The following is an 11,589-nucleotide window of genomic DNA, read 5'->3' as shown; positions in this document are numbered from 1 at the left end:
CGGCGAGGCGGACGCGGGTGCGGTCGGTGGTGGTGCCGGTGGCGATCTGGCCGAGGTTCTGCCAGCCGCCGTGGCCGTCGCCGCCTCGGTTGAGGTGGGCGGTGACGGCGCCGTTGTCGGTGAGGGTGAGGTAGTCGGTGCGGCCGTCGCCGTCGAGGTCGGCGAGGCGGACGCGGGTGCGGTCGGTGGTGGTGCCGGTGGCGATCTGGCCGAGGTTCTGCCAGCCGCCGTGGCCGTCGCCGCCTCGGTTGAGGAGTGCCCGGACCGCGCCGCCGTCGGCGATCACCAGGCGGTCGGCCCGGCCGTCGCCGTCGAAGTCGGCCCAGCGGTCCCGGCCCGCGCCGCCCGATTCGGTGCCCGCGCGGTGCGGTGCGGGGCGGACCGCCAGCCCGTCGGCGACCGCCTGGTCGAGCGCCCGGGCGTAGGCCTCGGCGAGCCTGGCGTAGCCGCGGTCGTTCGGGTGCAGGCCGTCGGGCAGTTCGGTGGCGGGGACGAGGGACGGCGGGGTGACGTAGCGGACCTTGGCGCCGCTCCGCTGCTTGGATGAAATGGCCTCCTGCATACGGGAGTTGAAGCTCTGTGCCGCGCTCTCGACCCCGTGGGTGGTGGGGATCAGGCCCAGGGTCAGGACGGTGGCGCCCGGCCGGGCGGCGGTGATCCGGTCGATCAGCGCGGAGAGGCGGTCCGGGGCGTGGGCGCGTTCGCCGCGCAGGAGGTCGTTGACGCCGAGGTGCAGCAGCACCACGTCGGGCTGGGCGGCGGCCAGCCAGCCGTCGACCCCCGGGGCGATCTGGTCGATCAGGGAGCCGCTGTGCCCCTCGTGGTCCGGGTCGGGCACCGCGCCGTACGCGCCGGAGCCGACGAAGTCGGTGCTGTAGCGCGGCCGTTCGGCCGGTGCCCGGTCGCCCGGTGCCTGGTCGGCCGGTGCCCGTTCGGAGAGCGTCCGGTACAGCGGGAGCCGGTAGCCCGCTCCGGTGGAGCTGCCGTCGCCGGCGGTGATCGAATCGCCCAGCGGCATCACCCGCAGGACCATCGGGGCGGGGGCGAGCCCCCGGGCGGAGGCGGCGTGGACGGGGCGGGCGGTGAGCCAGGCCCCGGCCGTGCAGAGCGCGGTGGTCAGGGTCAGGGTGACGGCGAGGTCGAGGGCGGGGGTGAGCTTCACGGCGGGTCCTTCCGCCGGGCGGTCGGGGGTCGGCCCGGGGAACGGATGATGGCAAGGGCCCGGCGGGTGCGGCGGGGCGGCTCGGGGTGGGGTGCCCGGCCGCCACCCGGTCGGGTGACGGACCGTCAGCCGCCCTCGGCCGTCCGGCCGAGCCCCTGCGGTGGGTCAGACCCGGGCCGGGGCGGGGTCGGGCGCGGCGGCGGCCCGGACGGGGCGGGCGGCCGGGATGGCGGTGGCCACCGCGGCGGCTGCCAGGGCGACACCCGAACCGATCAGCAGGGCGATCCGGAAGCCGTGCTCGGACGGCAGGGCACGGCCGTGGAAGTCGGTGGTCAGCTGGGCCAGCACCACGCCCATGACGGCGGCGGAGACGGAGCTGCCGATGGAGCGCATCAGGGTGTTGAAGCTGTTCGCCGAGGCGGTCTCCTGGGGCGGGACGGCGCCCATGATGAGCGCGGGCATCGCGCCGTACGCGAGGCCGACGCCGGTGTTGCAGACCAGGGAGGCCAGCAGCAGGCCCCAGGTGGAGCCGAGCAGCAGCTGCGCCGAGCCGTAGCCGAGGGCGATCACCAGGCTGCCGACGGCCAGCGTGACCTTGGGGCCCTTGGCCGCGGAGAGCTTGGCGCCGAGCGGGGCCAGCACCATCATGGCCAGCCCGGCCGGGGCCATCCACAGGCCCATCGCCATCATCGACTGGCCCAGCCCGTAGCCGGTGGCCTCGGGCAGCTGGAGCAGTTGGGGCACCACCAGGGACTGGGCGTACATGGCGAAGCCGACCAGGACGGAGGCCGCGTTGGTGATCAGTACCTGGGGGCGGGCGGTCACCCGCAGGTCGACCAGCGGGTCGGCGGTGCGCAGCTCCCGGACGCCCCAGAGCAGCAGCAGGGCGAGTGCGGTGCCGAACAGGCCGAGGGTGGTGGCGCTGCCCCAGCCCCAGTCCGAGCCCTTGGAGACGGCGAGCAGCAGCGAGACCAGGCCGGCGCCGAGGCCCAGCGCGCCGGGGAGGTCGAAGCGTCCGGCGGGGGAGCTGACGGAGCGTCCGGCCGGGACGGTGCGGGCGACCAGCACGGCCACCAGCGCACTGAGTCCGGCGGCCACCCAGAACAGCACCCGCCAGCTGGCGTGCTCCGCGACGGCGGCCGAGAACGGCAGGCCGAGCGCGCCGCCGACGCCCATCGAGGCGCTCATCACGGCGATCGCCGAGCCGAGCCGCTCGGGCGGCAGCAGGTCCCGCAGCAGGCTGATGCCGAGGGGGACGATGCCCATGCCGACGCCCTGGAGGCCGCGCCCGACGATCATCGGGAGCACCGAGGAGGAGAGTGCGCAGACCACCGAACCGGCGATCAGCGGCACGGTGGAGACCAGCAGCATCCGGCGCTTGCCGTACATGTCGCCGAGCCGCCCGGCGACGGGGGTGGCGACGGCGGCCGAGAGCAGGGTGGCGGTGATCACCCAGGAGGCGTTCGAGGCGCTGGTGGAGAGCAGCGCGGGCAGGTCGCCGATCAGCGGGACCACCAGGGTCTGCATGACGGCGGCGACGATGCCGGCGAGGGCGAGCACGCCGGTGACGGCTCGGGGGTGGGTGTTCGCGGGCGGGCTGTCCGGCACGGGGTCTCCTCGGGGCGGTGGCAGGTGCCTGTGCACCGTACATCTGATGTGCATGATGCACAACGCATGTATGGTGCACAGTGCCGTGGTATACCTGCTGGTGGGAGAGGTGCCGCAGGGAAGGAAGCGCGCGATGGAGAGGCCCACCCAGCAGGTCGAGTTCGAGACCATGCTGCTCGGCCGGCACAGCCACCTGAGCCCGCGCGGCAAGCGCGAGGGCGGGCTGGACCGCAGCGCCTACATCCTGCTCAGCCGCCTGGGGGTGGAGGGCCCGATGACGATCGGTCAGCTCAGCGAGGCCTTCGGGCTCGACGTCTCGACCCTCAACCGGCAGACGGCGGCGATGACCCGGGCCGGGCTGGTCGAGCGGATCCCCGACGAGGGCGGCGGCATCGCCCGCAAGTTCCGCGTCACGGCCGAGGGCGGGCGGGCGCTGGAGCGGGAGCGGGCGGAGATCGTCGCCGGGCTGGAGACGGTGCTCGACGACTGGAGCGAGGAGGACGTGGCCGCCTTCGCGGGCTACCTCCAGCGGTTCAACGGCTCGATCGAGCGGATCTCGGGACGGCCCTGGCCCCGGCCGTGAAACGCCGAGGGGGCCGGACACCGTGGTGGTGTCCGGCCCCCTGCTGGTGGTCCGTCAGAACTGCAGGGACCAGGCGTTGACGTAGCCGGTGTCGTTCACCGCGTTGTCGGTGACCCGGAGCTTCCAGGTGCCGTTGGCCACCTCGGAGGAGGCGTTGACGGTGTAGGTGGCCTGGACGTTGTCCGCGCTGTCGTTGGCGTTGTAGTCCTTCAGCAGGTAGGCGCTGCCGTCCGGGGCGATCAGCTGGACGCGCAGGTCACCGCGGAAGGTGTGCCGGATGTCCACCGCGACGGAGAGGGCGGACGGGGCGTTGCCGGTGACGCCGGTGACGGAGACCGGGGACTCCACGGTGGTGTTGTCGCCGATCGCGTAGTCGGCGGTGTTCTCGAACTTCTTGCCGGTGGGCGGGGTGGTGGTGCCGCCGCCGACCTTGAGCAGGCGGTTCGGCGAGCCGCTGCCCGCGTTGGTCACCTTGCCGGTGGTGGCGTCGGCGACCAGCTGGTCACGGACCTGCTGCGGCGTCCAGGACGGGTTGGCCGAGAGCAGCAGGGCCGCGGCGCCCGCGGTGTGCGGGGAGGCCATCGAGGTGCCGTTCATGCTGGTGCTCGCGGTGTCGCCGCTGTTGGAGGCGGAGACGATGGCCGAGCCCGGCGCGAAGAGGTCCAGGCAGGTGCCGTAGTTGGAGTACGAGGCCCGGGCGTCCGAGGAGTCGGTGGCGCCGACGGTGATCGCCGCGCCGAGGGAGGCGGGCGAGGAGGTGCAGGCGTCCTTGGAGCTGTTCCCGGCGGCGACGGCGTAGGTGACGCCCGAGGCGATCGACTTGGCCACCGCGTCGTTCAGGGTCTGGTCGGTGTCGCCGCCGATGCTCATGTTCGCGACGGCGGGCTTGGCGGCGTTGGCGGTCACCCAGTCCACGCCCTTGATGACGGTCGACCAGGGCGCCGAGCCGTTGCAGTCCAGCACCCGGACGGAGACCAGCTTCACGCCCTTGGCCACGCCGTAGGTCGAGCCGCCGACGGTGCCCGCGACGTGGGTGCCGTGGCCCTGGCAGTCCGAGGCGTTGGAGTCGTTGTCCACGAAGTCGTAGCCGCTGACGGCCCGTCCGCCGAAGTCCTGGTGGGTCAGCCGGACACCGGTGTCGATCACGTACGCGGTCACGTTGGAGGCGGTGTTGGGGTAGGTGTAGGACTTGTCGAGCGGGAGGGCCGTCTGGTCGATCCGGTCCAGGCCCCAGGACGGCGGGTTGGACTGGGTGCCGGTGACGTGCGCCAGGCCGTCCGCCTCGACGCGGCGCACGCCCGGCTCGGCGGCCAGCCGGCGGGCCGCCTCGGGCGAGAGGCGCACCGCGAAGCCGTTCAGCGCGGCGGTGTAGACCTGGCTGAGGCTGCCGCCGTGACGTCCCGCCAACTGCTGGGCCTTGGAGGCGACTTCGGTGCTGCGGACGCCGTCGGCGAAGGTGACGATGTACGAGCCCTCGATCACGCCGGCGCGGTCGGTACCGACCACGGTGCCCTCGGCGGGGCCGGCGGCGACGGCCGGAGCGGCGGCCAGGGCGGGGAGGCCGAGGGTGGCGAGCAGCAGGGCAGCGGCCGTGGCCGTGCTTCGGAGCTTCATGTGGGGGTCTCCTGGAGCGGGGTGTGAGGGGGACGGTGGGCGGCGGCGCCCGCACCGGGTACGTCGGGCGCCGCCCCCACCGGGCCGTGGCCGCACCGGATGTGTGGGGAGGGTGCGGGCCGCTCGGCCGTTGGGCAAGAGCATCGGTCCGCGCCGGGCACGGCAGCCAGGGGCGGGCGCACCCAGAGAAGGGCTCCCCGGCACCCAGAAAACCGGGGGCGGTGCGAGTGGCGGGTGAGGCTGTGTGGGTGGCCGGCCTTACTGTCGAAGTCCGTTGTGGAGGAGGGCTTCTGATGCGCAAGGTGACCTACTCGATGGGCGTCTCGCTGGACGGCTACGTCATCGGGCCGGACGGCACGTTCGACTGGGGGGACCCGGACGAGGAGGTGTTCCGCTTCTGCATCGAGGAGGTGCGGGGCGTGGACGTGCACCTGATGGGGCGTCGGCTCTACGAGACGATGCTCTACTGGGAGGACCCGGCGAACGTGACCGACCCGGCGGAGCGGGACTGGGTGGACGTGTGGTGCCCGCTGCCCAAGGTGGTCTTCTCCCGCACCCTCACCGAGGTCCGCGGCACCGCCACCCGGCTCGCGGGCGGCGGCCTCGCCGAGGAGATCGCCCGCCTGCGCGCCGAGCCCGGCGACGGGGACATCGCCATCGGCGGAGCGACGCTCGCGGCCGAGGCCGCCGCCCTGGACCTGATCGACGAGTACCGCGCCCGGGTCATCCCCGTCCTGGTCGGCGGCGGCGTCCCGTTCTTCCCGCAGGCGGAGCGGCACGTCGACCTGGACCTGGTGGAGACCCGGACCTTCGCGTCGAAGGTGGTCTACATGGCCTACCGCGTCGTGCGGTGACACCCGGCGCCGTTGCCGGCGCCGGGTGTCGGTGTCAGGCGGCAGGGCCGAACGGGCGGTCCCAGTCGATCTGGTGGCGGAGCGTCGGGCCGAAGGTGCGTTCGGGGTTCATGGCGACCCTCATGAGGAGGCGCATCAGGATCGGCATGGCGGCGGCCGTCAGGCGGCCGGGGGCCTTGACGTGGTTGACCCGCATGGCTTGGGCGGCGATCTTCTCGACCCGGGGGCGGCGGGTGGCGGTGTAGGCGGGCAGGGCCCGGTCGAGGGGGAGGTCCCGGAGGGCCCGGGCCAGTTCGACCGCGCTCTCGATCGCCAGCGAGGCGCCCTGGCCGGAGCTGTTGGACGGGGCGTGGACGGCGTCACCGACCAGGACCATCCGGCCGCGGTGCCAGTGCGGGACGGGCGGCATGATCCAGACCGATCCGTTGGCGTGCAGTTGGTCCGGTTCGAGTGCGTCGAGGAAGGCGCCGCCGGGGACGTCCTGTCCGTAGGTGTCGCGCAGGATCCGCAGCCACTGCTCGGCCGGGACCTCGCGGGCCTCGCTCAGGCGCATCGGGGCGGCGTGCGGCAGGTTGAAGCCGACGCGGGTGCGGCCGTCGGCCTCGCGCCAGTAGAGGTAGTACGCGTGCCGGCCGAAGGTGAAGTGGGTGAGGCCGGCCGGCCCGGGGGCGGGGTGCTCGACCGAGGCCTCGAAGCCGAGCACGCCGGTGAAGCGGGGGCCGGGCGCGGCCGGGTCGATCAGCGTGCGCACCGTGGAGTGGACGCCGTCGGCGCCGATCAGCAGGTCCGCCCGGGCGCTGCTGCCGTCCGCGAAGTGTGCGGTGACTCCGGCACCGTCCTGCTCGGCGGCGGCCAGGCGCTTGCCGTGCTCGACGCGGATGCCCTGTGCGGCGGCGGCCGTGGACAGGATGCGGTGCAGGTCGTTCCGGTGGACCTGGAGTGGCGGGGCGACGCCGTCCAGCTGCGGGATGTCGATCTTCTTGTGCCCGAAGGCCATCGCGGTGCCGACGATCGGCAGGCCGACCGCCCTCACCTCCTCGGCGAGGCCGAGGAGTTCGAGTGCGGCCTGGCCGTTGGGGGCCAGGGCCAGGGTGCCGCCGACGCCCTCGGTGGGGGTCGGGTAGGCCTCGTACACGGTCGCGTCGATGCCGGCCTTGCGCAGCGCCATCGCCGTCACCGGGCCGGCGATGCCGCCGCCGATGACCAGCGCGCTCCGTACCTTGCTCATGTCTGCCTTCTCTCCAAGCGGACGGCGCCCTCGGCGGTCGTGCGCGCCGGGGCGTGGTGTACCGCCCTGGTGGAGAGTCCGGCTAGTGTTGCCGTTGCCGTCTCGCGGCCGGTCTCTCCCACCCAGGTGGGCGGTCTCGGGATACGACGGGCTCGGCGCGGTGCTGCAACACCGCGCCGGGCCCACTTGCTCATCCGGTCTCCCAGGCCCTCCACTCGGCCAGGCCGGGGAACGAACCGGACGTCAACTCCTGGAGCAGTGCGCGGACCCACGCCTGCTCGGCCTCGCGCATGGCGATCTCGTACTCGTCCTCGACCAGGAACAGCCGCGGCACGAAGGCGGAGTGCTCGGCCAGGGCCGCGCGCAGCGCCTCGGTGCCCCGCTCCAGCGCCGTCAGGCGCTCCCGGAGCAGGTCCACCGCCTGGTCGGGGCCCAGCACCGCGAAGACCGACAGGCCGGCCTTGAAGCGCCGGGGCTCCGGCTCCGGGGTGGAGATCAACTCCCGTACCCAGTCGACCAGTTCATCGCGTCCGGCGCCGGTGATCCGGTAGACCGTCCGCTCGGGCAGGGCGCCCTCCCGGCCGGACGCCGCGGCCTCGATGAAGCCGTGCCGGGCGAGGTTGTTCACCACGGTGTAGAGGGAGCCGATCTTGATGTCCATGTCGGCCTCCTTCTCCCGCGAGCGCAGCACCGTGGCCACCTCGTAGGGGTGCATCGGCCGTTCGAGCAGCGTCGAGAGCACCGCCAGCCCCAGGAGGTTGGAAACCTTGCGCCGCTTCACCACAGCTCCATAGTCGTCTACGAGTACTCGTCTACGACTATAGGGTGCGGAAGGGCCCGCGTCACCCCTCGGCGGTGAGCGCCGGGGCCAGCGCGGCGCGGGAGGGGACCGAGAGCTTGCGCATGGCGTTGGCGACGTGGTGTTCGACGGTGCGGTGGGAGAGGACGAGGCGTTCGGCGATCTCGGCGTTGCGCAGGCCGGTGGCGGCGAGTTCGGCGATCTCGCGCTCACGGGGGGAGAGGGTGTCGCCGTAGGGTCGGCGGCCGCCGCGGGTCGGCGGGGTGATGCCGTGGTCGCGGAGCAGGGTGCGGATGAGGGTGGTGTCCCAGGTGGCGCCGAGGGCGGTGAAGCGGTCGAGGGCGGCGAGCAGGTCGGGGGCGGCGTCCTGACCGGTGGTCAGCGAGCGGCGGCCGCGGGCGAGGCGGGCGCGGGCCTGCTCGTAGGGGCGGTCGGCGGCGGCCCAGGCGTGCTCGGCCTCGGTCCAGGGGTCGGTGCCGGGCTCGGCGCCGGGCTCGGGCTCGGTGCCGTGGTCGGTGCCCGGCTCGGGGGAGGCGGGGAGCAGTGCGCGGCAGGTGGCGAGGGCGGCCCGGGCGCCGGGGGCGTCGCGGTCGGCGAGTCCGGCGGTGAACTCGGCGGTCAGGGCACGGGCGGCCGGGAGGTCGCCGAGGGCGGCGAGGGACTGGACGGCGGCGGGGACGAGCTCCGAGGCCCAGACCCAGGCCTCGATCCGGCGCAGCGCGTCGAGGGCGGGGCGGGTGTGCGCCCAGGCACGGGAGGGTCGGCCGGCGGCCAGTTCGAGGCGGGCCAGGGCTCCGGCGGAGGCGGCGGTGACCATGCCGGTGTCCTGACGGACGGTGTGCTGGGCCTGGGTCAGGTACTGCCGGGCGGTGCCGGTGCGGCCGGCGGCCAAGGCGTGCAGGCCGCGCAGCAGGGTGGCCTCGGCGGCCAGGTCGGGGAGGTCGGCGTAGTCCGCGGCCGCGGCGGCGGCCCGGGCGTCGAGGTCTTCCCAGCGGCCGCCGGTCCAGTCGAGGAGGAGCCGGGCGGTGTGGGCGAGACCGCGGTAGTAGGGGCTGTCGGCGCCCTCGGCGAGCAGCTCGTCGACCCGGGCCAGGAAGCGGGCGGCGGCGTGCGGATGGCCGAGAACCACGCAGGCGTGCGCCAGGTTGGCGTTGGCCCGGGTGAGGTGGAGGCGGGCGGCGGGGGAGGCCGCTTCGGCGGGCAGCTCCTGGACGGCGGTCCAGGCCGCCGGATCGGCGATGAACATCAGGGTGCTGACCCGGTTGGCCTGGACCGCGATCCGGGTGTCGGCGTCGCCGATGGCGGTGGCCAACTCCTGGGAGCGGTCGAGCCATTGGAGGTGGCGGCGGAACGGCCAGCCGCTCACCGAGGGGATCGCCAGCGCCGACATCGCCCGGGCGGCCAGCTCGGGCCGCCCGGTCAGGTCGGGGATCGCCTCGGCGATCTCCTCCCGCCCGGCGACCCCGGCCCCGGCCTGGTTGCGCAGCAGCATGCCGGTGTTGAGCCGCAGTTCGCCCCGGAGGGCGGTGGGCGCGGGCTGCTCGGCCAGCACCTCGTGCAGGAACGGGACCGTCCCCGGGCCCGGGCGCCCGGTGAGGGCGGCCCGGCTGAGCTTGAGGGCCAGCCGGGCCCGCCGCCCGCCGGTGGCGGCGCGGGCCGCCGCGTCGAGCAGTTCGACGGCCTCCGCTCCGCGCCCGGCCCTGGCGGCCTCGTCGGCCGCGGCTTCGGCGTACTGGGGCCACTGCGGGGAGGCGGCCAGCCGGTGGTGGCGGGCGAGTTCGGCCAGCGGGGCGCGGTCGGGGCCGGTGCGGAGCCGGCGGGCGGCGCGCAGGTGGAGCCGGCGGCGGTGCTCCGGGGCGGTGAGTTCGGCGGCGGCGGTCCGGGCCAGTGGGTGGGCGGGGGCGACGGTGCCGTCGGGGTGGTCGGCCAGCAGTCCGGCCTCGGTGGCGAGCGGCAGGGCGGCAGCGGACTCGGCGGGGGTGAGCCCGGCGACGGCGGCCAGCGTGGGGGCGGTGACGGGGGAGTCGAGGACGGCCGCCGCCCGTACCAACTGCTGCGCGGTAGGTGTCAGTTCGGAGAAGCGGCCGAGCAGCTCGCGGCGGGCGGCCGGGGGGAGCGAGTCGGGCAGTGCGGCTGGTGGACCGGCCAGCAGGGCGGTGGCCAGGCCGGGAAGTCCGGCGGTCCGGCGCAGCACCTCGGCGAGCGGGGCGCCGGAGTGGCCCGGCAGCAGGGCGAGTTGGGCGGGGGTGAGCGGCTCGACGGGCAGTTCGGTGACCGGGCAGCGGGCGTCGGCGAGGATGCCGGCCAGGATCAGTTCGGCGGCGGGGGAGCGGCGGCTGGTCAGCACCAGACGGGTGGTGGCGGGCGGGCGGGCCGCCAGGTGGCGGAGCAGACGGACCGTCAGGGGGTCGGCGGCGTGCAGGTCCTCGATCACCAGGACGGGTCGGAGCTCGGCCAGCAGGGCGGTCAACCCCCGGAACACCAGGTGGAGTTCGGCGGAGGGCGGGGGAGGGGGAAGCTGTCCGGAGAGCTCCGGCAGCAGGCCGTGCAGTGCCCCGGTCACCGGCGGCAGGGCGGCTCCGAGCAGCAGCTCGGCGGCGGGGGCGAGCGCGTCCACCACCGCCCCGAGCGGGAAGCCCCGACCGCCCCCGCCGCACCGGCCGGTCAGCACCGGCCGCCCGCCGGGCAGCGGCCGCCGGGCCAGCTCGCCCACCACCGCGCTCCGCCCGGCCCCGGCCGGTCCGGTCAGCACCACGATCCCGGGTGGATCGGCCAGCGCGGCGGTCAGCTCGGCGAACAGCTCCTCCCGTCCGACGAGTGGCGTGGGGGTCTCGACGGACTTGCCTGGGCGCACGGCATCCTCCCTGGTCCGGACCGCACCGGCACGGGCGCCCACCCTAGTGCGGCACCGTCTCCCCCAGGCGGCTCGGAGGAAAGTTCCGTGGCCCGCCGGAGTTTTCTGGGTGGCCGCGGCGCGGGGGCGGTGGGGCGGGGCGGCGGTCAGTCCTCGGGGATGTGGGCGAGCATGCGCTCCATGCCGTTGACCCAGTTGGCGCGCAGGGCGGTGGTGGCGGCGGGGAGGTCGCCGTCGAGGAGGCGGCGGGCGATCTCGCAGTGCTCCTCGGACTGGCGGGCGACGGGCTGGTCCTCGGGGATGACGAGGTTCTCGTAGCGGCGCATGCCGGCCTTGACGCGGGAGAGCAGGTCGAGCAGGCGGCCGTTGGGGCAGCCGCCGAGGAGCAGGCCGTGCCACTCGTCGTCGAGGCGGTCGACCACGGCGTGCTCGGCCATCGCGTCGGGGAAGCCCTGGGCGAGCTCCAGCAGGCGCGGGGCGGTCGCGGCGAGGTAGTCGGGGGCGGAGGACTCCAGTGCCAGGGACTCCAACGCGGCGACGATGGCGACCAGTTCGCGGAACTCGCGGCGGCTGACCGGGGCGAAGCGGAAGCCGCGGCCCTGGTTGCTCTCCAGTACGCCCTCACCGGCGAGGGTGATCAGGGCCTCCCGCAGCGGGGTCCGGCTCACCCCCAACTCGGCTGCCAGGACGGCCTCGTTGACGTCGGTGCCGGCGGCGAACTCACCACGGGTCAGCCGCTCCATCAGTTCGTCGCGGATCTGCTCGCGCAGCGGACGGCGTTCGATCGCCATCGTGCCTCCTGTCGGTCGGATCTCAGCATAGCCCTTGACCGAATGCAGAGTACTGAACTAAGTATTCTGAATACAAAATTCGGATGGCCGGAGGGG

9 protein-coding genes are annotated in these 11,589 nt (G+C 74.7%); 2 read left to right on the top strand and 7 right to left on the bottom strand.

Annotation, left to right across the window (positions count from 1 at the left end; genetic code table 11):
* Positions 1-1,162, bottom strand: a 1,162-nt coding sequence (locus ACWEPF_RS05050; RefSeq protein ID WP_452171469.1) for a GDSL-type esterase/lipase family protein, incomplete at its 3' end; no start/stop codon positions are given.
* Positions 1,163-1,327: 165 nt separating this feature from the next.
* Entirely contained in the window at positions 1,328-2,770 is a 1,443-nt protein-coding gene (locus ACWEPF_RS05045) for an MFS transporter (RefSeq protein ID WP_452171468.1), read from the bottom strand.
* 133 nt (positions 2,771-2,903) lie between these two features.
* Here ACWEPF_RS05045 and ACWEPF_RS05040 point away from each other — a divergent pair, with 133 nt between their 5' ends.
* Complete coding sequence (locus tag ACWEPF_RS05040; protein ID WP_345286647.1) at positions 2,904-3,353, top strand: MarR family winged helix-turn-helix transcriptional regulator; 450 nt, start codon at positions 2,904-2,906, stop codon at positions 3,351-3,353.
* Positions 3,354-3,407: 54 nt separating this feature from the next.
* On the opposite strand, the gene ACWEPF_RS05035 is transcribed toward ACWEPF_RS05040, so the two are convergent.
* Positions 3,408-4,967, bottom strand: coding sequence for a S8 family peptidase (locus ACWEPF_RS05035; protein WP_452171467.1), 1,560 nt, complete (start codon positions 4,965-4,967; stop codon positions 3,408-3,410).
* 293 nt (positions 4,968-5,260) lie between these two features.
* On the opposite strand from ACWEPF_RS05035, the gene ACWEPF_RS05030 reads away from it, so the two are divergent.
* Positions 5,261-5,821 carry a dihydrofolate reductase family protein gene (locus ACWEPF_RS05030; RefSeq protein WP_345286649.1) on the top strand — a complete coding sequence of 187 codons (561 nt, stop codon included), beginning with the start codon at positions 5,261-5,263 and terminating at the stop codon, positions 5,819-5,821.
* 34 nt (positions 5,822-5,855) lie between these two features.
* On the opposite strand, the gene ACWEPF_RS05025 is transcribed toward ACWEPF_RS05030, so the two are convergent.
* From ACWEPF_RS05025 to ACWEPF_RS05010, 4 genes are all read right to left on the bottom strand, one after another.
* Complete coding sequence (locus ACWEPF_RS05025) at positions 5,856-7,049, bottom strand: FAD-dependent monooxygenase (protein WP_452171466.1); 1,194 nt, start codon at positions 7,047-7,049, stop codon at positions 5,856-5,858.
* 190 nt (positions 7,050-7,239) lie between these two features.
* Positions 7,240-7,830 carry a PadR family transcriptional regulator gene (locus ACWEPF_RS05020; protein ID WP_452171465.1) on the bottom strand — a complete coding sequence of 197 codons (591 nt, stop codon included), beginning with the start codon at positions 7,828-7,830 and terminating at the stop codon, positions 7,240-7,242.
* Between the two features lie 61 nt (positions 7,831-7,891).
* A complete protein-coding gene (locus ACWEPF_RS05015) occupies positions 7,892-10,702 on the bottom strand; it encodes an AAA family ATPase (protein ID WP_452171464.1) in 2,811 nt (936 codons plus the stop codon).
* A gap of 146 nt (positions 10,703-10,848) precedes the next feature.
* Complete coding sequence (locus ACWEPF_RS05010) at positions 10,849-11,493, bottom strand: GntR family transcriptional regulator (protein WP_345286661.1); 645 nt, start codon at positions 11,491-11,493, stop codon at positions 10,849-10,851.
* Between the last annotated feature and the right edge of the window lie 96 nt (positions 11,494-11,589).

It is taken from the genome of Kitasatospora sp. NPDC004289 (assembly GCF_053602875.1).
Note: the sequence above shows the minus strand (reverse complement) of the source record. Positions and strands in the feature narration are given on the sequence as shown.

Excerpts from the sequence above, each read along its gene's own strand:
- ACWEPF_RS05040 (WP_345286647.1), top strand. The coding sequence starts at position 2,904 with ATGGAGAGGCCCACCCAGCAGGTCGAGTTCGAGACCATGCTGCTCGGC.
- ACWEPF_RS05035 (WP_452171467.1), bottom strand. The coding sequence starts at position 4,967 with ATGAAGCTCCGAAGCACGGCCACGGCCGCTGCCCTGCTGCTCGCCACC.
- ACWEPF_RS05030 (WP_345286649.1), top strand. The coding sequence starts at position 5,261 with ATGCGCAAGGTGACCTACTCGATGGGCGTCTCGCTGGACGGCTACGTC.
- ACWEPF_RS05025 (WP_452171466.1), bottom strand. The coding sequence starts at position 7,049 with ATGAGCAAGGTACGGAGCGCGCTGGTCATCGGCGGCGGCATCGCCGGC.
- ACWEPF_RS05010 (WP_345286661.1), bottom strand. The coding sequence starts at position 11,493 with ATGGCGATCGAACGCCGTCCGCTGCGCGAGCAGATCCGCGACGAACTG.